The sequence below is a fragment of the Nonomuraea sp. NPDC001684 genome, from assembly GCF_053596515.1.
Genome location: NZ_JBSFGJ010000029.1, coordinates 16,794 through 38,199 on the forward strand (window position 1 = coordinate 16,794; position 21,406 = coordinate 38,199).

At 70.8% G+C, this 21,406-nt stretch carries 17 protein-coding genes; 11 read left to right on the forward strand and 6 right to left on the reverse strand.

Annotated elements, in window-relative coordinates:
* Positions 1–273: 273 nt before the first annotated feature.
* On the forward strand, positions 274–4,464 hold the full coding sequence (locus ACWCSD_RS08910; protein ID WP_358290600.1) for a HAMP domain-containing protein: 4,191 nt from the start codon (positions 274–276) through the stop codon (positions 4,462–4,464).
* Positions 4,465–4,467: 3 nt separating this feature from the next.
* Complete coding sequence (locus ACWCSD_RS08915; RefSeq protein ID WP_364327633.1) at positions 4,468–5,097, forward strand: response regulator; 630 nt, start codon at positions 4,468–4,470, stop codon at positions 5,095–5,097.
* A 70-nt stretch (positions 5,098–5,167) separates the two neighbouring features.
* On the opposite strand, the gene ACWCSD_RS08920 is transcribed toward ACWCSD_RS08915, so the two are convergent.
* Positions 5,168–6,454: an NYN domain-containing protein gene (locus ACWCSD_RS08920; RefSeq protein WP_449913783.1), complete on the reverse strand. Its 1,287-nt coding sequence runs from the start codon at positions 6,452–6,454 to the stop codon at positions 5,168–5,170.
* 186 nt (positions 6,455–6,640) lie between these two features.
* Entirely contained in the window at positions 6,641–8,977 is a 2,337-nt protein-coding gene (locus tag ACWCSD_RS08925; RefSeq protein ID WP_449913784.1) for a sigma-70 family RNA polymerase sigma factor, read from the reverse strand.
* A 111-nt stretch (positions 8,978–9,088) separates the two neighbouring features.
* Here ACWCSD_RS08925 and ACWCSD_RS08930 point away from each other — a divergent pair, with 111 nt between their 5' ends.
* On the forward strand, positions 9,089–9,787 hold the full coding sequence (locus ACWCSD_RS08930; protein WP_397154794.1) for a hypothetical protein: 699 nt from the start codon (positions 9,089–9,091) through the stop codon (positions 9,785–9,787).
* A gap of 10 nt (positions 9,788–9,797) precedes the next feature.
* A complete protein-coding gene (pyrE, locus tag ACWCSD_RS08935) occupies positions 9,798–10,331 on the forward strand; it encodes an orotate phosphoribosyltransferase (protein ID WP_352357535.1) in 534 nt (177 codons plus the stop codon).
* Here the strand turns inward: pyrE and ACWCSD_RS08940 are convergent.
* Both ACWCSD_RS08940 and ACWCSD_RS08945 read right to left on the reverse strand, forming a co-directional pair.
* Positions 10,306–10,710, reverse strand: a complete 405-nt coding sequence (locus ACWCSD_RS08940) for a hypothetical protein (protein WP_449913785.1) — start codon at positions 10,708–10,710, stop codon at positions 10,306–10,308. The genes pyrE and ACWCSD_RS08940 overlap by 26 nt on opposite strands.
* A gap of 89 nt (positions 10,711–10,799) precedes the next feature.
* The gene (locus ACWCSD_RS08945; RefSeq protein WP_358290615.1) at positions 10,800–11,510 is read right to left on the reverse strand and encodes a DedA family protein; all 711 of its coding nucleotides are present in this window, start codon (positions 11,508–11,510) and stop codon (positions 10,800–10,802) included.
* A gap of 126 nt (positions 11,511–11,636) precedes the next feature.
* On the opposite strand from ACWCSD_RS08945, the gene fbaA reads away from it, so the two are divergent.
* The 3 genes from fbaA (at position 11,637) to ACWCSD_RS08960 (ending at position 14,516) form a co-directional block, all read left to right on the forward strand.
* Positions 11,637–12,659 carry a class II fructose-bisphosphate aldolase gene (fbaA, locus tag ACWCSD_RS08950; protein WP_352318009.1) on the forward strand — a complete coding sequence of 341 codons (1,023 nt, stop codon included), beginning with the start codon at positions 11,637–11,639 and terminating at the stop codon, positions 12,657–12,659.
* A gap of 34 nt (positions 12,660–12,693) precedes the next feature.
* A complete protein-coding gene (locus ACWCSD_RS08955; protein WP_352318011.1) occupies positions 12,694–13,104 on the forward strand; it encodes a DUF3151 domain-containing protein in 411 nt (136 codons plus the stop codon).
* A 128-nt stretch (positions 13,105–13,232) separates the two neighbouring features.
* Positions 13,233–14,516, forward strand: coding sequence for an adenylosuccinate synthase (locus ACWCSD_RS08960; RefSeq protein ID WP_358290619.1), 1,284 nt, complete (start codon positions 13,233–13,235; stop codon positions 14,514–14,516).
* Positions 14,517–14,650: 134 nt separating this feature from the next.
* On the opposite strand, the gene ACWCSD_RS08965 is transcribed toward ACWCSD_RS08960, so the two are convergent.
* A complete protein-coding gene (locus tag ACWCSD_RS08965; protein WP_397154799.1) occupies positions 14,651–15,337 on the reverse strand; it encodes a GNAT family N-acetyltransferase in 687 nt (228 codons plus the stop codon).
* A gap of 155 nt (positions 15,338–15,492) precedes the next feature.
* Between ACWCSD_RS08965 and ACWCSD_RS08970 the strand changes: the two genes are divergently transcribed.
* Positions 15,493–16,401 carry a glycerophosphodiester phosphodiesterase family protein gene (locus tag ACWCSD_RS08970; protein ID WP_397154801.1) on the forward strand — a complete coding sequence of 303 codons (909 nt, stop codon included), beginning with the start codon at positions 15,493–15,495 and terminating at the stop codon, positions 16,399–16,401.
* Between the two features lie 63 nt (positions 16,402–16,464).
* On the opposite strand, the gene corA is transcribed toward ACWCSD_RS08970, so the two are convergent.
* A complete protein-coding gene (gene corA, locus ACWCSD_RS08975; RefSeq protein WP_352357551.1) occupies positions 16,465–17,481 on the reverse strand; it encodes a magnesium/cobalt transporter CorA in 1,017 nt (338 codons plus the stop codon).
* Positions 17,482–17,943: 462 nt separating this feature from the next.
* Here corA and purD point away from each other — a divergent pair, with 462 nt between their 5' ends.
* From purD to murA, 3 genes are all read left to right on the forward strand, one after another.
* Positions 17,944–19,161: a phosphoribosylamine--glycine ligase gene (gene purD, locus ACWCSD_RS08980; RefSeq protein WP_449913788.1), complete on the forward strand. Its 1,218-nt coding sequence runs from the start codon at positions 17,944–17,946 to the stop codon at positions 19,159–19,161.
* Entirely contained in the window at positions 19,158–19,994 is an 837-nt protein-coding gene (locus ACWCSD_RS08985) for a phosphoribosylaminoimidazolesuccinocarboxamide synthase (RefSeq protein ID WP_358290632.1), read from the forward strand. Before purD ends, ACWCSD_RS08985 begins: the two co-directional genes overlap by 4 nt.
* Positions 19,995–20,072: 78 nt before the next feature.
* Positions 20,073–21,338, forward strand: a complete 1,266-nt coding sequence (gene murA, locus ACWCSD_RS08990; protein WP_358290635.1) for a UDP-N-acetylglucosamine 1-carboxyvinyltransferase — start codon at positions 20,073–20,075, stop codon at positions 21,336–21,338.
* Positions 21,339–21,406 lie beyond the last annotated feature (68 nt).

Here is a 21,406-nt window from a genome sequence, read left to right on the forward strand (position 1 = left end):
CGCCAGATCGCCGGCCACCTGCTCGGCGGTGTGGAGCACGCTGACGGTGGCCCACGCGGTCATCACCTCGCGCGTGAACCTCATCGCAGCCGTCACAGCGGTATCGCCAGGCGCGAAGGTCGCGGCCAGGACCGCGTGGGGAGAAGCAGTCATCCCATCGTGCCTACCACACTTCTCACTGACTTGGGGTAAATCCAAGGGCAGGACTACGAGCTACTCATCGTGACAGACTTGACTCACTCGCCGGGACCCGTCGCGAGTGAAGGAGGCCCCATGACCACGGCCAAGGCCGCATCAAGCCCGGAGGAGCGGACCTATACGGAATCGGATCTCGTTCCCGTGCTGGAGACTCTCTTCTCCTGGCGTGACGGCGATTTCCGGCGTCGGGTCCCGCACGCTCCTCCCGGCATCCTCAGCGAAGTGCGCCTGCTGCTGAACGAAGTGGCCGACCGCCGCGAACACCTCGCGAACGAGCTGGCGAGAGTTCGCAAAGAAGTCGTCAAGGAAGGGCGCTTCGGCGAGCGGCTGACGCCCGGCCCGGGCGTCGGGGCGTGGTCCGAGAGCGTCGAGTCGGTCAACATGCTGATCGACGCCCTGGTCAGCCCGGTCAGCGGCGCGGCCGACGTGATCGACGCGGTGGCCAAGGGCGACCTGTCGCGGCGCATCGACCTCGACCGGTCGGCCCGCGGCGAGGTGCGCCGCCTGGGCAAGGCCATCAACGGCATGGTCGACCAGCTCGCCCTGTTCAACTCCGAGGTCACCAGGGTCGCCCGCGAGGCGGGCACCGAGGGCCGGCTGGGCGGCAGCGCCAACCTGCGGGGCATGTCGGGAAGCTGGCGCGACCTCACCGAGGCCGTCAACACGATGTCCTCGCGCGTGGCCGCGCAGGTCCGCGACATCGCCGTGGTCACCACGGCGGTCGCCAAGGGCGACCTGAGCCGCAAGGTCACGGTCGACGCCGTGGGCGAGATGTTCGAGCTGAAGAACACCGTCAACACGATGGTCGACCAGCTCTCGGGCTTCGCCGAGGAGGTCACCCGCGTGGCCCGCGAGGTGGGCACGGAAGGCCAGCTGGGCGGCCAGGCACAGGTCACCGGCGTGTCGGGCGTCTGGAAGGACCTCACCGACAACGTCAACTTCATGGCCAACAACCTGACCTCGCAGGTGCGCTCGATCGCCACCGTCGCGACGGCGGTCGCCCAGGGCAACCTGTCGAAAAAGATCACCGTTGACGCCGAGGGCGAGATCCTGCAGCTCAAGGACACCCTCAACACCATGGTCGACCAGCTGTCGTCCTTCGCCGACGAGGTCACCCGAGTCGCCCGCGAGGTCGGCACCGAGGGCAAGCTCGGCGGGCGCGCCGAGGTGAAGGGCGTGTCGGGCGTCTGGAAGGACCTCACCGACAACGTCAACTCGATGGCCAACAACCTGACCTACCAGGTGCGCAACATCGCCCAGGTGACCACGGCCGTGGCCAACGGCGACCTGACCCGCAAGATCGACGTCGACGCCCAGGGCGAGATCCTCGAGCTCAAGTCGACCATGAACACGATGGTCGAGCAGCTGTCCTCGTTCGCCTCCGAGGTCACCCGCGTGGCCCGCGAGGTGGGCACCGAGGGCCAGCTGGGCGGCCAGGCGCAGGTGCGCGGCGTGTCCGGGGTCTGGAAGGACCTCACCGACAACGTCAACTCGATGGCCAACAACCTCACCTCGCAGGTGCGCCAGATCGCGGCCGTCTCGTCCGCGGTGGCGCAGGGCAACCTGTCGAAGAAGATCACCGTTGACGCGCAGGGCGAGATCCTTCAGCTCAAGGACACCCTCAACACCATGGTCGACCAGCTGTCGTCGTTCGCCGACGAGGTCACCCGCGTGGCCCGCGAGGTGGGCACGCAGGGGCAGCTGGGCGGCCAGGCGCGGGTGCAGGGCGTGTCGGGCGTGTGGAAGGACCTCACCGACAACGTCAACTTCATGGCGAACAACCTGACCTATCAGGTGCGCAACATCGCCGAGGTCACCACGGCCGTGGCCAACGGCGACCTGACCCGCAAGATCGACGTCGACGCCCAGGGCGAGATCCTGGCGCTGAAGACCACCATCAACCGGATGGTCGACCAGCTGTCCTCCTTCGCCTCCGAGGTCACCCGCGTGGCCCGCGAGGTGGGCTCGGAGGGCCAGCTCGGCGGCCAGGCCCGGGTCGAGGGCGTCGAGGGCACCTGGAAGCGGCTCACCGAGAGCGTCAACGAGCTGGCCGGCAACCTGACCACGCAGGTGCGCGCCATCGCGACCGTGACCAGCGCCGTGGCCCGGGGCGACCTGACCCGGTCGATCGCCGTCGAGGCGCAGGGCGAGCTGGCGGAGCTGAAGGACAACATCAACTCGATGGTGGCCAACCTCCGCGAGACGACCCAGGCCAACCAGGAGCAGGACTGGCTCAAGTCGAACCTGGCCCGCATCTCCCGGCTCATGCAGGGCCACCGCGACCTGTTCGAGGTGGCCAAGCTGACGATGAGCGAGCTCACTCCGCTGGTCTCGGCCCGCTACGGCGCCTTCTACGGCATCGACCCCGAGGGCGACCACGAGCTGACGCTGATCGGCGGCTACGGGGTGCGTCCCGACCGGGGGCCGCGCCGGCGCTTCGCGATCGGCGAGGGCATCGTCGGCCAGGCGGCGGCCGAGGGCAGGCACATCATCCTCGACGACGTGCCGCCGCAGTTCATCACCATCGACAGCGGGCTCAGCCAGTCCACGCCCGCGCAGATCGTCGTGCTGCCGATCCTGTTCGAGAACCGCGTGCTCGGCGTGCTGGAGCTGGCCTCCTTCACCCCGTTCGGCGAGGTGCACCTCGACTTCCTGACGCAGCTCGTCGAGACCATCGGCGTCACGATGAACACGATCATCGCCAACTCCCGCACCGAGGACCTGCTGACCGAGTCCCAGCGGCTCACCCGCGAGCTGCAGGAGCGCTCCGACGAGCTCCAGCGGCAGCAGGAGGAGCTGCGCAGGTCCAACGCCGAGCTGGAGGACAAGGCGGCGCTGCTGGCCAAGCAGAACCGCGCGATCGAGATCCAGAACTTCCAGATCGAGCAGGCCCGCCGCACCCTGGAGGAGCGCGCCGAGCAGCTCGCGGTCTCCTCGCGGTACAAGTCCGAGTTCCTCGCGAACATGTCCCACGAGCTGCGCACGCCGCTCAACAGCCTGCTGGTGCTGGCCAAGCTGCTGACCGAGAACGCCGAGGGCAACCTGACGTCCCAGCAGGTCGAGTTCGCCCGCACGATCCACAGCGCGGGCTCGGCGCTGCTGCAGCTCATCAACGACATGCTCGACCTGTCGAAGGTCGAGGCGGGCCGGATGGACATCCATCCGATCCAGGTGTCGCTGCCCAAGATGGTCGACCTGCTGGAGGCGGCCTTCGCGCCGCTGGCCCAGGACAAGGGGTTGTCCTTCGGCGTCGAGGTGGCCTCCGACGTGCCGAGCGAGCTGCGGGCCGACGAGCAGCGCCTGCAGCAGGTGCTGCGCAACCTGCTGTCCAACGCGGTGAAGTTCACCCCGAAGGGCGAGGTCAAGCTGCGGGTCGCGGCGGCCCCCCGAGGGGTCGACTTCGACGACGACACCCTCCACGACGCCACCGACCTGCTGGCCTTCCAGGTGATCGACACCGGCATCGGCATCGCGCCCGACAAGCGCGAGGTCATCTTCGAGGCGTTCAGGCAGGCCGACGGCACCACCAGCCGCAAGTACGGCGGCACCGGCCTCGGCCTGGCCATCTGCCGCGACATCGCCCGGCTGCTCGGCGGCGAGATCCACGTCGAGAGCGAGCTGGGCAGGGGCAGCACGTTCACCCTCTACCTGCCGGCCTCCTACACCGGCCCGCTGGCCGCCACCGACGGCAGCACGGCCCCGCGCCGGCAGCTCATGACCTCGCCCGCCGAGGAGCAGGCCGCCGCCGCGACCCTGCCCGAGCCGCCGCCGCTGGACATGCCGATGCCCGAGCTGGTCGAGCCGCCGGTGGAGACGCCCGCCCAGTGGCAGGGCGACGACCCGCTCAACGGCGCCAAGATCCTCATCGTCGACGACGACATCCGCAATGTGTTCGCCCTCACCAGCGTGCTGGAACGACACGGATCGACGGTCGTCTACGCCGAGAACGGCCGCGAGGGGATCGAGCAGCTCGAACGGAACGAGGACGTCGCGCTCGTGCTGATGGACATCATGATGCCGGAGATGGACGGCTGGGCCACGACCTCGGCCATCCGGCGCATGCCCCAGTTCGCCGACCTGCCGATCATCGCGCTGACCGCTAAGGTCATGCGTGGTGATCGCGAGAAGAGCATCGCCTCGGGCGCGTCCGACTACGTGCCCAAGCCGGTCGACGTCGATCGCCTGCTCGAACGGCTGCGCGGCTGGCTCAGCCGTGGGCGGGGAGCCACGACCGACTCGTCGCCCTCAACCGCTGAAGGGTCGTGATCGATGCCGGACCGTGCAAAGATCCTCCTGGTCGACGACCGCGAGGAGAACCTGATCGCCCTGGAGGCGATCCTCAGTTCGCTCGACCTGGTGCCCGTACGCGCCAGGTCCGGCGAGGAGGCGCTCAAGGCGCTGCTCAACACCGAGTTCGCGCTGATCCTGCTCGATGTCCGGATGCCGGGCATGGACGGCTTCGAGACGGCCGCCCACATCAAGCGGCGGGAGCGGACCAGGAACATCCCGATCATCTTCCTGACCGTGGTCGACAGCGCCCCCGACTACGCCTTCCGCGGATACGCGGCGGGGGCGGTCGACTATCTCACCAAGCCGTTCGACCCCTGGGTGCTGCGGGCGAAGGTGTCGGTGTTCACCGAGCTCTACAACATGAACAAGCGCCTGGCCGAGCAGGCGTCGTTGCTCCGCGAGCGGCTGACCGGCGAGCTGCCGCCCGGAGCGGGTGACCACGCCTCGGTCCTGCCGGAGTTGTCCCGGCGGCTGACGGCGGTGGAGGACGAGCTGGCCCGGGTGCGGGAGCTGGCCCGCAAGTCGCAGGATCCGGCGCTCGCCGTGCCGCTGGCCGACCTGGGCGATCGGGTCGCCCACCTGCGCGCCGGGTTCGACGCGCTCTCCTGATCTCGTCCCGTCCGACGCCCGGGCCGCCGCTCTTGGCGCCCGGGCGTCCGGCTTGCCGTGCGCGGGTGGGTCAGTGGCGGGCGCGTTCGAGGGCGTCCCAGAAGCCGCGGCGCAGGGCGTGGCGGACCTCGTCGTGCAGCAGGAAGTCGATCGGCAGCGAGGAGCCCTGCAGGAGGCGGGCCTCCAGGTCGGAGGGCATGCGCGGCTTGCGGGCCAGCACCGCCTCCAGCCACAGCGCGGGCGCGTCGCGGGCCACGGACTCGCCGAAGTCGTGCCCTTCGCGATGGGCGGCCTTCACGGCGTCGGCCAGCGTGGTGGCCCCGGCGGTGGCGGCGGGCGGCGGGGAGACGGGCGCGGCCTGCGGCCCGGTGTACGGCCCGAGCTGCGCCGGCTGGTAGGCGCCCCCCGAGGACGGCGTGGCGAACTGCCCGGTGCTGGGCGAGGCGGACTGCGGCTGCTGCAGCGGCCCGGTCGCCGGCGCGGACGGCGGCACGGACGGGGGCACGGACGGGGGCACGGACGGGGGCACGGACGGCGGGATCGACGACGGCTGCTCCTGGTACCCCGAGTACGACGGCAGCACCGGCGGCGTGGCCGACCGCCCGCCCGAGGACGCCTGCCCGTTGGCGGACGACTGGCCGGAGGAGGGGGCCGCGTGGCTCCCGGAGTGCTGCCCGGCCGCGTGGCTGCCCGCGGACGGCGCCGGCGGCAGCGAGGCCGTCGGGGTCGCCGGGGGCGCGGCCGGCGGCGCGGGCGGCAGCGAGGGGGCGGCGTGCCCGTTGCTGAGCGGCTGGTGGTGGCCGTTGGAGGACTCGGTGACGCCGCTCACCATCGTGACGTAGGGCCGCAGGTGGGCGTTGCCCAGCTCGACCAGGTCGTCGCACTCCTGCCGCAGCGACCGGGACACGGCCCACCCGCCGTCGGCGGCGATGTGGATGACGGTGACCCTGATGCCGAGGTCTTGTGCGTCGCACACCACCTGGGCGAGGTCTTCGTCGCCGCTGACGACGACGGCGTCGCAGATGGCGTTGTTGCGGGCGAGGGTCATGAGGTCGCGATGGACCTGGGCGTCGACGCCTTCGCGGCGGCCCGGCCGGATGCGCGAGAGCCTGAGCTTGAGGCCCGGGATGTCGGCCAGCGCGTCGTGCTCCGGGGTGCGGCGGCCCTCGACGGTCGCCTCGTACCAGTAGCACCGCAGCAGCGGCAGGCCCGTGCGTTCGCGCGACAGGTTGGTCATCAGCTGGAGGAGCCCGGGATAGTCCCAGGCGACGGCCTCTCGATGGCGAGTGCCGTGCACGGCCATCGCTCCGTCCGCCAGCAGATAGCCGGCGTCCACGAACAGCGCACAGCGATCCACTGACACCGCCCCTTTCCTGGTGGTCCGACCTTGCTGGCTCTGCACCGTCAGAGACCGGACTCGGCGGCCCTCTTTCAGGGTAATGAAAGCAGGTGATCGCGCGAGGGTGAATCCCGACGATTCGACCGCGGGCCGCCGTGCAGCCGGACCATTTAGGCAGACCGTACCAGTTCGTCCTGTTTGCGGTCATGAACGTGCCCTGACGGTCAGCGCGGCCGCTCCGAAGAGCACGATGTCCTTGTCGGTCACGATCGTCAGCGCCGGATCGCGGCCCAGCTCGGCGTCGACCGTGTCGACGTCGACGCCGAAGGTCATGCCCCCGGCGCCGTTGGCGGAGCCGTCGAAGACGTTGGCGCGCTCGCGGTCGCCGCCCTCCGGGACGATCGCGCCGGTGCCGAGGGAGACCTTGTCGCCCTGGAGATCGGCGTCGCCCTCCCAGGTCACCAGCTCGGCCCTGGCCGGCGCGGCGGCCGGGCTCAGGCCGCCGAGCGGCATGCGCACCTTCCGGTCCGCGCCGCCGATCACGGTCGCCGTGTCGAGCACCACGGCCTGGCTGTACGGCTGCCGCGGCCCGGTCACGACCACCACCAGGCTCCACCCGGCGTGGCTGGAGGCCCCCTCCGCCATCGGCGCGTCGGCCGCCCACCACAGGCCGCCCGGCCGCGCCTGCCCGGCCAGCGCGGTGACGTCGGCGAACGCCTGGTAGGCCGGGCCGAGCGGCATGTCGAGGGCCGTGACGTGGTCGGGACGGACCGACACGTACGTGCGCCGGCCCGGCGCCCTGACCTTGACGGGCCCCGCCGCCGCGCCGCTCGCCGACCAGTAGAGGCCGGCCCACACGACCCGGCTGTCCTTGGGCAGGGTGAGCCGGGCCGCGCTGGAGGCGCTGGTGGCCGGGCTGGCGTCCTGGTCGAGGGGGGTCATCGACCACAGGTCGTTGTCGCGCTGGTCGCCCTGGCGGCGCCTGGCCTCGGGACAGCCGTCGTGCTCCTCGGGACAGCTCAGCAGCGTGTTGCCGATCGCCCGGACGGCCACCCTGCCCTCGGTGGCGAACCTGGCCGACGCCCCCACCGTGCGCACGCCCTGCGCGGCCCGCGCGTCGACGTGGAGGTCGTCGGCGTCGACGCGCACGGCGGGCCCGGCGCCCTCCGGAGCCAGCTCCGACACCAGCACGCGCAGGAACACCGCCGTGCCCTGCCCGGCGGCCAGCGGCTGCCTGGCGCACCGCGCGCCCTGCCCGGCCTGCCGGCAGGACCAGCCGTCGACCGTGCCCACGGGTTCGAGCAGCGCCACGCCGTGCCCGCGCCTGGCCGGCGGCAGGAGGGTCACGCCGGGCGGCAGCTCGACGGTCGCGGCCAGCTCGCCGCTCGGGCCGTCGCCGTCGTTGCGCAGGCGCATGCCGACGATGCCGGGCTGGGCGCGTACGAGGGCGCCGAGCGCGCCGATCGTGGCCCGCAGCCGGGCCCTGCCCCGCGGCTCCCTCCGCGGCGGCGGGACGCGCGCCGGCGGCTCGCTCGCCACGGGCAGCGGCACCGGCCGCACCGACACCGGGGGCTGGGCCACCAGTGTGGGCGTGGCCACCGGCCGCTCGGCCACCGGCGACTCCCCGGACACCAGCACGAACGCCGCCACCGCCGCGGACGCGACCGCGACGCCGCCCGCGGCAACCACCTGCTGCCGCGAGGGCGCCCGCCGCAACCAGCCGAACAGCCGCAGCAGCCAGCCCGCTCCGCCGCCGGCCGCGCCCGCCTTGGCCAGCGCCGCGGCGTAGCCGCTGAACACCGGGCCGGCGATCAGCGGGCCGACGATGACGCGCAGGCCGCGGTTGACGTCGGTCAGTTCGAGCAGGACGCCGTGGCACTCCTCGCAGTCGTTGACGTGGTCGTCGACCGCGCGCGAGTCGCGCCTGGCCAGGCCGCCCCTGACGTAGGCGCCCATCTTGCCGAGCACCGGACGGCACTCGTGCTGCGGCGCCGCGCGCAGGTGCATCTGCAGGTACGCCTGCCGCAGCCCCTCGCGCGCCCGGTAGGCCAGCGCCGCCACCCCGTTGGCCGACAGGCCGAGCAGCGGCGCGACCTCGGCGGGCTTGCACTTCTCCACCTCGGTGTGCCAGAGCACCGCCCGCCACCGCTCGGGCAGCGACAGGAACGCGCGCGAGATCATCGACCGCTCCAGGCCGACGAGCGCGGGATCGACGAAGGGCACGCCCGCGTCGTAGCGCTCGATCTCGCCGGTGGTCACCTGGCGGCTCTCGACCCGGCCGCGGTCGTAGACGGTACGGCGCACGACGGTCAGCAGGTACGTGCGGAACCCCGACTCGGGCCCGCCGCCCCTGCCCACCAGGTCGAGGATCTTCGTGAACGACTCGGCCACGACGTCCTCGACCTCGGACTCGCCCCTGACGAGCTGCCTGGCCAGCGCGCGGGCCGCGGCCACGTGACGCTCGTAGAGCCGTCCGTACGCGGTCGCGTCGCCGGCGCGGACCTCCTTCAGCAGGTCCGCATCGCTTCGCGGCGATTCCACACTCATTGTGACCTCACGATTACGGTGGGTTGCCCCGCGCAATCATTCCGCATTCTCCGTCATGACTAAACCGCAGCGCCGTCTTTACCTCTGAGGACCACGGGAGGACGCATGGACGAGGACGTGCTGTCGCGCTGGCGCGGCCGGAGCATGGCGGAGGGCTGGTCGCTGGCCGACGACTGGTGGACCCCGGCGGCGGCGTACGCGATCAAGGCCGTGACGGACGGCGGCGACCTGCCGCGCGCCTGCGAGGAGCTGGGCGCGGCGCGCGCCGGGGCGGGGGTGGGGATCAGCGAGGGACTGGGCGACCTGGCGGCGCTGTTCGCCGTCACCGATCGAGGAGAGCCGACGTTCCCGCTGGTACGGGCGTACGCGGCCGGGTGGGCCGAGCAGAGCTTCGCGCCCATGAACGACCTGCAGTGCGAGGACCCGCTGACCGGCCTGGCCACGGTGGCCTACCTGCGTACCAGGCTGGGCGAGCTCTACCGGGGGGCGGTCGCGGGCGGGCACCTGCTGGTGGTGGCCGAGCCGTACGGGCAGATCGCCGAACTGGCCGAGCGGCTGGCGGCGGCGCTCAACCTGGCCACGGCGCTGCGCAGGGCGTTCACCGGCGACGAGACGCTGGCGCTGCTCGCGCCCACCCGCGTCGGCGCGGTGACCAGGGAGGACGACCGGCTGGCCGGCAAGGTCGCCGACCTGCGGGCCACGGAGATCCTGTACGGCCGCCACCCCCGCGTCCGGGTGCGCCGGCTCCCCCGCGCGCACGCGCAGGCCCTGGCTCTCATCAGGACGCTGAGCCTGGGACCCTAAGCTTGGGCGCATGACAGACCGCGACAACCTGCTGGCCGAGATCAAGCGCAAGGCCGTCGTCCACGGCAAGGTCACGCTCTCCTCGGGCAAGGAGGCCGACTTCTACCTCGACCTGCGGCGGATCACGCTCGACGGGGTGGCCGCGCCGCTCGTCGGCAAGGTGATGCTCGACCTGACCGACGATCTCGACTTCGACGCCGTCGGCGGGCTCACGATGGGGGCCGACCCGGTGGCCTGCGCGATGCTGCACGCGGCGGCGGCGCGCGGGCGCACGCTCGACGCGTTCGTGGTGCGCAAGGCGCAGAAGTCGCACGGCATGCAGCGCCGGATCGAGGGGCCCGAGGTGAAGGGCCGCCGGGTGCTGGCCGTGGAGGACACCTCGACGACCGGCGGCTCGCCGCTGACCGCCGTGGAGGCGCTGCGGGAGGCGGGCGCCGAGGTGGTGGCCGTGGCCACGATCGTCGACCGGGGCGCGGGCGCGCGGATGGCGGAGGAGGGGCTCGACTACCGCACCGCCTTCACCCTCCAGGACCTCGGGCTGTGAAGGCCTCCCTCGCGCCCTGCTCGCCGGGGGCGCGGGGGCTGCCGTTCTCGGTGACGCGGACGGTGCCCGCGTCGCCGAGCACGACGTCGAGCTCGGGCTCGAAGTAGCTGACCTCTTCGCCCCCGCTCATCTCGCGATGGTGCAGCACGTCCCCGCCGGGGACGCGGACGGTCACGGTGGGGCAGACCTCGGCCACGCACTCGATGCGCACGGTCGGCGCCCTGCCCTCGCTCGCCCGCACGACCGTGGACCCTGCCGCGGAGGGCGGCCGCTCCGGCTGCGAGCCGGACGAGCCGATCAGGGCGCGCACGCCGACGACCACCAGCGTCACCACGGCCCCCACCGCGAGGACGACGAGGGCGGATCGGGCGATTCCCATCGGATCTGACCTGTGGCGTCCCACAGGGGGCACTGTACCCGGTGGTAACTCAAGGGCCCCCGGTCAGCGCCGGGGGCCGGTGCCCGGTGTCAGTGCTGGGGGTCGGTGCTGGAGGGCACGCGGTGGTGCTTGCCGTTGGGCAGCGGCAGCCGCTTGCGCTCGCGGCGCTTCTTGACGACCTCGACGATGATCGGGATCAGCGAGATGAAGACGATGATGAACACGCCCGGCAGGATGTACTTGTCGATCTGCTTGGGATCGACCTTGCTGCCGAGGAAGTAGCCGAGCAGCACCAGGCCCTCGACCCAGACCACGCCGCCGATGACGTTCCACAGGAAGAAGCGCCTGGCGGGCATCTCCAGGACGCCGGCCACCGGGTTCATGAACGTGCGGACGATCGGCACGAACCGCGCCAGCACGACCGCCCGCGCCGGGCCGAACTTCTGGAAGAACTCCTCGGCGCGCACCACGTGTTCGCGTTTGAACAGCCGCGAGTCGGGCCGGTCGAACATCTTCCTGCCGAACCTGGCCCCCAGGAAGTGGCCGAGCTGGGCGCCCGCGATGGCACACAACGGTGTGCCGATCACCAGGACGGGGAAGGAGATCGGCGGCGCCTCGCCCACGACCAGCGACGCGGAACTGAAGATCCCCGCCGCCACCAGCAGCGAGTCGCCCGGCAGGAAGAAGCCGAGCAGCAGACCCGTCTCGGCGAAGATGATCGCCAGGACGCCGATGGTGGCGAAGGCGCCGAGGATGGTGAGCCACCACGTCGGGTCGAGGAGATTCCAGAGCCAGTCCACCCCGTGAGCCTACCTGGAGCCGAGCGAATCGGATGTGGCCATCCGGCACGCGTTGTCACTACCAGTTGTGGTTGGGAGCCGGGATACTGGGCAGGCGCGAAGCCGTACTTCTCAGGGAGATGACTCATGCCCATCGCGACTCCAGAGGTCTACGCCGAGATGCTCGACCGTGCCAAGGCGGGCGGGTTCGCCTATCCGGCGATCAACGTGACCTCTTCTCAGACCTTGAACGCCGCGCTGCGCGGGTTCGCCGAGGCCGAGAGCGACGGCATCGTGCAGGTGTCCACCGGCGGCGCCGAGTTCCTCTCCGGCACGACGGTCAAGGACATGGTGACGGGCGCGACCGCGCTGGCCGAGTACGCCCGGGTGGTGGCCGCCAAGTACCCGGTCACGGTGGCGCTGCACACCGACCACTGCCCGAAGGACAAGCTCGACGGCTACATGCGGCCGCTGATCGACATCTCGCTGGAGCGGGTGTCCAAGGGCCTCGACCCGCTCTTCCAGTCGCACATGTGGGACGGCTCGGCCGTGCCGCTGGAGGAGAACCTGGAGATCGCCAAGGAGCTCCTGGACAAGTGCGCCCGCGCCCGGATCATCATGGAGATGGAGATCGGCGTCGTCGGCGGCGAGGAGGACGGCGTCGTCGGCGAGATCAACGAGAAGCTCTACACCACCGCCGAGGACGCGCTGGCCACGGCCGAGGCCGTCGGCGTCGGCGACCGGGGCCGCTACATGCTGGCCGCCACGTTCGGCAACGTGCACGGCGTCTACAAGCCGGGCCACGTGAAGCTGCGGCCGAGCGTGCTGAAGGAGATCCAGGAGGCGGTCGGCGCCAAGTACGGCAAGGACAAGCCGTTCGACCTGGTCTTCCACGGCGGCTCCGGCTCGCTGCTGGAGGAGATCCACGAGGCCATCTCCTACGGCGTGGTGAAGATGAACGTCGACACCGACACCCAGTACGCCTTCACCAGGCCGATCGCCGACCACATGTTCCGCAACTACGACGGCGTGCTGAAGGTCGACGGCGAGGTCGGCAACAAGAAGGCCTACGACCCGCGCGCCTACGGCAAGAGCGCCGAGACCGGCATGGCGGCCCGCGTGGCGGAGGCCTGCCACAACCTCAAGAGCAGTGGGACGAAGATCTCCTAGCCACTTGGGCGGCACGGCGGGTATGACTTGTCCTATGGATAACCTTCTCGCCGGGCCGCCCCCGACTCACCTGCCGGACCTGCCCGAGGCCAGGGAGGCGCTGGAATCCGGGGCCAAGGCCGCCGACGTGGCCGCCCGCTTCCCCGCCCACCCGGCGGCCTGGGCCGCGCTCGCGGAGGAGTACTTCGCGCAGGGCCATGCCGTCACCTCCTACGCCTTCGCCCGCACGGGCTACCATCGCGGCCTCGACCAGCTGCGCAGGAACGGCTGGAAGGGCCACGGTCCCATCCCTTGGGAGCACGAGCCCAACCGCGGCTTCCTGCGCTGCCTGCACGCCCTGTCCAGAGCGGCGCAGTCCATCGGCGAGAAGGACGAGGCCGAGCGCTGCCTGCAGTTCCTCAAGGACAGCAGCGAGACCGGATATGAGGCGCTGACCAAGGGTTAGCAGCGCATTGGGCCCGCATTGGGCCCACGCGCCTTGGGACGAATGGGCAGACTCGGGTAGTCTCTCTACGCAAGAGCCCCTGTCGCACTTGCGCCAGGGGTTTCGTTTTGTGCTCGGGAGACTGAACAATGCCGGCTGCCGTTCTCGTTGGGGCCCAGTGGGGCGATGAGGGCAAGGGCAAGGCCACCGACCTGCTCGGTGGCGACGTCGACTACGTCGTCCGTTATCAGGGTGGCAACAACGCGGGACACACCGTCGTCATCGGTGACCAGAAATACGCTCTGCATCTTCTGCCGACGGGGATCCTGTCGCCGGACGTCGTACCGGTGATCGGCAACGGTGTGGTGATCGACCCGGGGGTGCTGCTGAGCGAGATCGACGGGCTGGCCGCGCGGGGCATCTCCGCCGAACGCCTGCTGATCTCCTCCAACGCGCACCTGATCATGCCGCACCACAAGGCGCTGGACAAGGTCACCGAGCGCTATCTGGGCAAGGCCAAGATCGGCACCACCGGACGCGGCATCGGCCCCGCGTACGGCGACAAGATCGCCCGGATGGGCGTGCGGGTCCAGGACCTGCTCGACCCGGGCATCCTGGCCAAGAAGATCGAGGTCGCGCTGACCGAGAAGAACCAGGTGCTGACCAAGGTCTACAACCGGCGCGGCATCGACCCGGCCGCCGTGCTGGAGGAGTACCTGGCCTACGCCGAACGGCTCAAGCCGCACATCGCCGACACCTCGCTGGTGCTCTCCAAGGCGCTGGACGAGGGCAAGTTCGTGCTGCTGGAGGGCGGTCAGGGCACGCTGCTGGACATCGACCACGGCACGTACCCGTTCGTCACCTCCTCCTCGCCGACGTCCGGGGGCGCGTGCGCCGGGGCGGGCATCCCGCCGAACCGGCTCACGAAGATCATCGGGATCCTGAAGGCGTACACGACCCGCGTGGGCTCGGGGCCGTTCCCGACCGAGCTGACCGACGAGACGGGCGAGTGGCTGCGCAGGACCGGCGGCGAGTACGGCGTCACCACCGGCCGTGACCGTCGCTGCGGCTGGTTCGACGCGGTGATCGCCCGCTACGCGACCCGGATCAACGGGGTCACCGACTACTTCCTCACCAAGCTCGACATCCTGTCGGGGCTGGAGCGCATCCCGGTGTGCGTGGCCTACGAGGTCGACGGCGAGCGGTTCGACGAGATCCCGATGACCCAGACCGACTTCCACCACGCGGTCCCGGTCTACGAGGAGCTGCCGGGCTGGAAGGAGGACATCTCCAACGCGAAGTCGTTCGACGACCTGCCGCCGAACGCGCAGTCGTACGTGCGGGCGCTGGAGGAGATGAGCGGGGCGCCGATCTCGGCGATCGGCGTCGGGCCCGGCCGCGACCAGACCGTCGTGGTGCGGTCGCTGGTCTGACCGGCACGTGACGAGGGGCCCGGCGCGGGAACGCGCCGGGCCCCTCGCGTGCGAAAGGGACTACGGCCGGACGGCGGGCCCCTCACGTGTCAGGGGACTACGGCCGGACGGCAGGCTCCTCGCGTGTCACCGGACTACGGCCGGACGGCGGGCTCCTCCTCCGCCGGGCCTCCGGCGGTGAGGACGGCGGCGGTCATCGGGGTGTGCAGGGTCCAGCCCAGGGTCTCGTACAGGGCCTGGCCCGCCTCGGTGGCGACCAGGATGCCCGTGCGAGCGCCCCGGGAGACGGCGGCGGCGGCGAGCGCGGCCATGACGACCGTGCCGAGGCCGCGCCGGCGGTGTTCGGCGGCCGTCTCCACCTGGTCGATCACGGCGGCCCGGTCCGCGACGGCGAACTGGCCGCGCGCCGCGACCTCGCCCGCGGCCGTGAGCAGCCGGGCCACGGTCACCCCCGCCCTGGTGGTGATCGCCAGGGTGTAGCCCGCGGGGGCCTTCGGGGTGGTGCGGGCCAGGGACGCGGTGGTCATCATGTACTCCTGCTCCTGCACGGACCACCGCGGGGGCAGGGAGGGGGCGACCGCCTCGGCGGGGGCGCAGAGCTTGAGCCAGGTGCCGGGGACGGTGAGGGTGCCGGTCAGGTGGTCCAGGATCTCCGCGGTAGGGGTGGGGACGACGTGCCGCGCCACGTGGCCGGGAAGGCCGACGTCCACTCTGAGGCCCCACGGTTCGGGTACGGGCCGCGGGGCGTTGCGGGAGATCACCCAGCCGTCCACCCATGCCCGGACTGTTGCTGAATGGGCATGTTTGAGAACCTCCGTCATGAGCTCCAGCTTATTGCAAGGTAGTTGCATTTATCGTGCAATAAGCGGGCGGAGAGCCCTCTTGGCGCCTTCCCTTCCGACCGGGGCGTAGCAGGATAAAAAGGACACGGCGTGGCACTGCCTCAGCGGGCCTCGCGCCGGGTAGTGTCCCCGGTGTGCGCGTTGAGATTCATGGTCACCGAGGAGCGCGGGGCCTGTGGCCGGAGAACACCCTGCCAGGGCTGAGCCGCACGATGGAGCTGGGCGTTCACGCGCTTGAGCTCGACGTCGCCCTCACCGCCGATCGCCGCCTCGTGCTCACGCACGACCTGACGGTCTCGGCCGTCACCAGTGCCGACCGCCGTCCGCTGCGGCAGGGCGATCCGCTCTTCCCGTACGTGGGCAAGCCGATCAACGCGCTCAGCCTCGCCCAGCTGCGCACGCTCGACGTGGGCGTACGACTGCCGCGTCACCTCGACGACCCGTTCGCGCTCACCCAGGTCGCCATGCCGGAGACCAGGATGCCGACGCTCGGCGCGGTGCTCGGGCTGGTCAACGCCTACGAGGCAGAGCACGTGCGGCTGCACGTCGAGCTGAAGTCCGACCCGACCAGGCCGGAGCTGACGGCCGATCCGGAGATGTTCACCGAGCTGGTGGTCGAGGAGCTCGACCGGCACGGCCGGCTGGGCAACGCCGCCGTCCTCAGCTTCGACTGGCGCGTCATCAGGCACGCGGCCCGGCTGGCGCCGGCGGCCAGGCGGTTCGCGCTGATCGAGCTCGACACGCTCCACTGGCACGAGGGCGGGCTGGGCGACGACATCCCGGCCGCCGCCCGCGAGGCCGGAGCCACCACGCTCTCGCCCGAGCACGTGATGGTCGACGAGAAGCTGATGGCCCAGGCGGCCGCGGCGGGCCTCGACGTGGCGGTCTGGACGGTCAACGACCAGGCCCTGGCCGGCCGCCTGATCGACCTCGGCGTGGCCGGAATCGTGACCGACTACCCCGACCGCATGCGGGAGCTGTGGCGCGAGCGCGGCCTCGAACTGCCGGAGGGCGTCCGGCCGCTCAAGCCCGTGAGCGTCTGAGCGCCGCTCAAGCCCGTGAGCGTCTGAGCACCGCGCGAGCCCCCGAGCGTCCGGACGCGCCGTTCAGAGCCAGCCGTTGCGGCGGAAGCCGCGGTGCAGCAGCACGCAGGCAGTGATCATCACGGCCAGCACCGCCGGATAGCCCCAGACCTGCTTGGTCTCGGGCATGAAGTCGAAGTTCATGCCGTAGATGCCGGCGATCATCGTCGGCACGGCCAGGATGGCGACCCACGACGAGATCTTGCGCATGTCCTCGTTGGCCAGGGCGTTCGAGCGGGCCAGGGCGGCCTGCAGGATCGAGCTGCACAGCTCGTTGGAGGACTCGACCTGCTCGCACACGCGGGACAGGTGGTCGCCGACGTCGCGGAAGTACTCGCGCATCTCCGAGGGGATGACGCGGCGCTGCGGCAGCGCCGACAGCGGCGACTGCAGCGGGGTCACGGCCCGCTTCATCTCCAGCATCTCCCGCTTGAGCTGGTAGATCCGGTTGATGTCGCGGGAGCTGACGTCGGCGAAGACGGTCGCCTCGACCTCTTCGAGCTCCAGCTGCATCAGGTCGGCCACCTGGAGGTACTGGTCGACGACGTGGTCGGCGATGGCGTGCAGCACGCCGGCCGGGCCGCGGTTCATCAGCTTGGGCTTGTCCTCAAGGCGCTCGCGGACCAGGGTCAGCGGGCAGTGCTCGCCGTGGCGCACGGTGACCACGAAGTCGACCCCGAGGAACACCATGATCTCGCCGGTGGCGATGATCTCGCTGTTGGCCGTCAGCTCGTCGTGGTCGAGGTAGGCGACCGTCTTCAGCACCATGAACAGCGACTCGCCGTAGCGCTCGACCTTGGGACGCTGGTGGGCCTTGACCGCGTCCTCGACGGCCAGCGGGTGCAGCCCGAAGACCTCGGACAACCACTCCACCTCGGGCGCTTCGGGCTCGTGCAGCCCGACCCAGACGAACGCGTTCGCGCCATCGGAGTTCTTGTTGTGCTCGCGGACGAGGTCGAGGGACTCGACGATGCCCGGGGCGCAGACCTTCTTGCCCTGGATGTAGGCGCCGAATTCGACGATGGAGTCGACAGGGGGCACGCAGACCTCACGCACCGGCTTGGTGAGCGGGCGTGCGGCATGCGGCTGAACAGGGTGACGGTTGATGCGACGGAAAAGCGTGGACGAGCGCATGGCAGTCCCTTTCCGCCCGACCTGGCACGCTCCACGCGCGATGAAAAGTCACCTCAATCGACACAAATGCGTGGAGGCACGATCAGGCTGCCGGATTGGAGTGGTCGGGGGTAACTGGGGCGTACGTGGGAGAGCACGTACTGCTGGGATCGCCAGGTTTCATCCCGGACCACCTCCAATCACAAGAGACGCCGCAAAGCCGCCTTAACCTACCACAGGCGGGTGAACCCAAACGACGATACTCGCCGGAGGGTGCTCGGTTCAGGTAGAACCGCACAAAGATGCGGGCTTGTTCCGGCATTCGACGTGCCTGCAACCCGCCCGGGACCCGCGCCGGGCGAGGGGGCCGGGCCTGCGACAATGGGGCACGTGCGCGTTCTAGTCATTGGTTCCGGAGGGCGTGAGCACGCCCTGTGCCGTTCGCTCAAACTCGATCCCCAGGTCAGCGAGCTCCACTGTGCTCCCGGTAACGCGGGCATCGAGGGCGTCGCGACCGTTCATCCCGTCGATCCCGTCGATCCCGCGCAGGTGGCCGAGCTGGCCGGGCGGCTGGGGGCCGACCTCGTCGTCATCGGGCCGGAGGCGCCGCTCGTCGCGGGCGTGGCCGACGCCGTGCGCGAGGCCGGCATCGCCTGCTTCGGGCCGACCCGTGAGGCGGCCATGCTCGAAGGCTCCAAGGCGTTCGCCAAGGAGATCATGAATGCCGCCGACGTGCCCACCGCCCGGGCCCGCACCTGCGAGACCGAGGAGGAGGCCGCCGCCGCGCTCGACGAGTTCGGCGCCCCCTACGTCGTCAAGGACGACGGCCTCGCCGCGGGCAAGGGCGTGGTCGTCACGCGCGACCGCGACCAGGCGCTGGATCACGCGCGGGCCTGCGAGCGGGTGGTCATCGAGGAGTTCCTCGACGGGCCCGAGGTGTCGCTGTTCGCGCTCTGCGACGGCAGCACGGCGGTGCCGCTCCAGCTCGCCCAGGACTTCAAGCGCGCCTACGACGGCGACGAGGGGCCCAACACCGGCGGCATGGGCGCGTACACACCGCTCCCCTGGGCGCCGGAAGGGCTGACCGAGCAGGTCATGCGCGAGGTCGTGCACCCGACGATCGCCGAGCTGGGCCGGCGCGGGCTGCCGTACCAGGGGGTGCTCTACGTGGGGCTGGCCCTGACCCAGAAGGGGCCGAAGGTGGTCGAGTTCAACGCCCGGTTCGGCGACCCCGAGACGCAGGTGCTGCTCGACCGGCTGGAGACGCCGCTCGGCGGGCTGCTGATGGCCTGCGCAACCGGCGAGCTCGGCCTCGACCCGGTGTTCAAGGACGGCTCGGCGGTGACCGTGGTGATCGCGGCGGAGAACTACCCCGACACCCCGGTCAAGGGCGACGTGATCACCGGCCTGACCGAGACCGAGAACGCGTACGTGATCCACGCCGGCACCGCGCGCGGCCCCGGCGGCGAGGTCGTCTCCAACGGCGGCCGGGTGCTGACCGTCGTCGGTCACGGCCCCGACCAGGCGAGCGCCCGCCGCAACGCCTACGACCTCGTCGACCGCGTCGAGCTGCGCGGCTCGCACCACAGGACGGACATCGCCCGATGAAGCATCTGCACTCCGGCAAGGTACGCGACCTCTACGAGACCGACGAGGGCCTGCTGCTGATGGTCGCCTCCGACCGGATCTCGGCCTTCGACTACGTGCTGGAGCCCGGCATCCCCGACAAGGGCGCGATCCTCACGCAGATGTCGCTGTGGTGGTTCGACCAGCTCAAGGACGTCGTGCCCAACCACATCCTGGCCAGGGGCGACGACGCGCGCAGCGTGCTGTGCAAGCCGCTGCGCATGGTCCAGGTGGAGTGCGTGGCCCGCGGCTACCTGACCGGCGGCGGCCTGTCGGAGTACCGCGCGACCGGCACGGTCTCCGGGGTGCCGCTGCCCCCCGGTCTGGAGGACGGCTCCCGGCTGCCGGAGCCGATCTTCACCCCCTCGACGAAGGCCCCCCAGGGAGAGCACGACGAGCCGATCTCCTTCGAGCAGGTGGTCGCCGAGGTCGGCGCGGAGACGGCCGACGAGCTGCGGCGCATCACGCTCGACGTCTACACGCGCGGCTCGGAGATCGCCCGCGAGCGCGGCATCATCCTGGCCGACACCAAGATCGAGCTGGGCTTCGACGCCGACGGCGTGCTGACCCTGGGCGACGAGGTGCTGACGCCGGACTCGTCGCGGTTCTGGCCGGCCGACGAATGGCAGCCGGGCAGGGCGCAACCTTCTTTCGATAAGCAATATGTACGTGATTGGCTGCTCTCGCCCGAATCCGGATGGGACAAATCCTCCGGAAACCCCCCACCTCGGCTTCCCGAGCATGTTGTCGAGCGCACAAGGCAGCGATACCTAGAAGCGTATGAGCGCGTCACGGGGGCTCCCTTTAGCGGATGATTCGGCTGGGTCACCTGGTGTCAGCCACTACTGTTGGCCCGATCGAGCCTCACCGTTGATTTCAAGGAGCCGCACGAAATGGTCCGTTACCGCGTGCGCGGTGGCAACGCACTGCGTGGAACCGCGTTCATCCAGGGCGCGAAGAACGCCGTGCTTCCCATGATCGGTGCGGCTCTGCTGGCCGCCAAGGGCCGTACCGTGCTGCGGAACGTGCCGATCATCGAAGACGTCCGGCGCGCGGTCGAGCTGGCCGAGGCGATCGGCGCGTACGTGGAGCTGCACGAGTCCGAGCGCACGCTGGTCATCGACGCCTCCCGGCTGAGCAGCCCGGTGCTGCCGGCCGAGATCGCGCGCCGGTTCCGCGGCTCGGTGCTGTTCACCCCCGCGCTGCTCCACCGGCTGGGCGAGGCGATCGTCGAGGGCGTGGGCGGCTGCAACCTCGGCAGCCGCAACCTCGACTTCCACTACCTGGGCTACAAGCGGCTGGGCGCGGTCGTCGACGAGGGCGAGACCGTCATCCACGTCAAGGCCAGCGGCCTGACCGGCGCGACGCTCTACCTGGACACGCCCTCCCACACCGGCACCGAGAACCTGATCATGGCCGCCGCGCTGGCCAAGGGCACGACGGTGATCGAGAACGCGGCTCTTGAGCCGGAGGTGCTCGACGTCATCGACATGCTCACCAAGATGGGCGCGCGCATCAGCGGCGGCGGCACCGGGTTCATCACCGTCGAGGGCGTGGAGGAGCTGCACGCCGTCGAGCACACCGTGATGCCCGACCGGCTCGACGCGGGCGTGTTCGCGATGGCCGCGGCGATCACCGGCGGCGAGCTCAGCCTCGTGGGCACCGGCCTCGACCTGGGCGTCGTCCGCTACAAGCTGGAGCAGATGGGCGTCGACTTCGCCCGGCAGGGCGCGGTGCTGCACGTGCGGTGCGACCGTCCGCTGCGGCCCATCAACATCATCACCGACACCTATCCCGGCTTCGCGACCGACCTGCAGTCGCCGATGATGACGGTGGCCGCCCTGGCCGACGGCACGAGCTACATCCACGAGCGCATCTTCGACGGCCGTTTCGCCCTGGCCGGCGAGCTCAACAAGATGGGCGCCGACGTCGAGGTCGACGACAGCAGGGCCGTCGTGCGCGGGCGCACGCCGCTCAAGGGCGCGCAAGTCACGGCGCACGATCTGCGCTCCGGTATCGCGCTCGTGCTCGCCGGTCTGGCGGCCGAAGGAGAGACCGTCATCGAGTCCGGATACCTCATCGATCGCGGCCACGCACATCTCGCGGCGCGAATGCGCGCGCTCGGCGCGGACATTACACGAGAGATTTCTGAGCGCTAAAAAACATGAGAAAAACCGCGTTGAGCTGCTGAGACATCTTGTCGGGCGGTCAACCAGAACGACTTTCC

Excerpts from the sequence above, each read along its gene's own strand:
- ACWCSD_RS08930 (WP_397154794.1), top strand. The coding sequence starts at position 9,089 with ATGGACGAGGACGTGCTGTCGCGCTGGCGCGGCCGGAGCATGGCGGAG.
- ACWCSD_RS08985 (WP_358290632.1), top strand. The coding sequence starts at position 19,158 with ATGAAGCATCTGCACTCCGGCAAGGTACGCGACCTCTACGAGACCGAC.
- fbaA (WP_352318009.1), top strand. The coding sequence starts at position 11,637 with ATGCCCATCGCGACTCCAGAGGTCTACGCCGAGATGCTCGACCGTGCC.
- pyrE (WP_352357535.1), top strand. The coding sequence starts at position 9,798 with ATGACAGACCGCGACAACCTGCTGGCCGAGATCAAGCGCAAGGCCGTC.
- ACWCSD_RS08940 (WP_449913785.1), bottom strand. The coding sequence starts at position 10,710 with ATGGGAATCGCCCGATCCGCCCTCGTCGTCCTCGCGGTGGGGGCCGTG.
- ACWCSD_RS08955 (WP_352318011.1), top strand. The coding sequence starts at position 12,694 with ATGGATAACCTTCTCGCCGGGCCGCCCCCGACTCACCTGCCGGACCTG.
- ACWCSD_RS08915 (WP_364327633.1), top strand. The coding sequence starts at position 4,468 with ATGCCGGACCGTGCAAAGATCCTCCTGGTCGACGACCGCGAGGAGAAC.
- ACWCSD_RS08960 (WP_358290619.1), top strand. The coding sequence starts at position 13,233 with ATGCCGGCTGCCGTTCTCGTTGGGGCCCAGTGGGGCGATGAGGGCAAG.
- murA (WP_358290635.1), top strand. The coding sequence starts at position 20,073 with ATGGTCCGTTACCGCGTGCGCGGTGGCAACGCACTGCGTGGAACCGCG.
- ACWCSD_RS08910 (WP_358290600.1), top strand. The coding sequence starts at position 274 with ATGACCACGGCCAAGGCCGCATCAAGCCCGGAGGAGCGGACCTATACG.
- ACWCSD_RS08965 (WP_397154799.1), bottom strand. The coding sequence starts at position 15,337 with ATGACGGAGGTTCTCAAACATGCCCATTCAGCAACAGTCCGGGCATGG.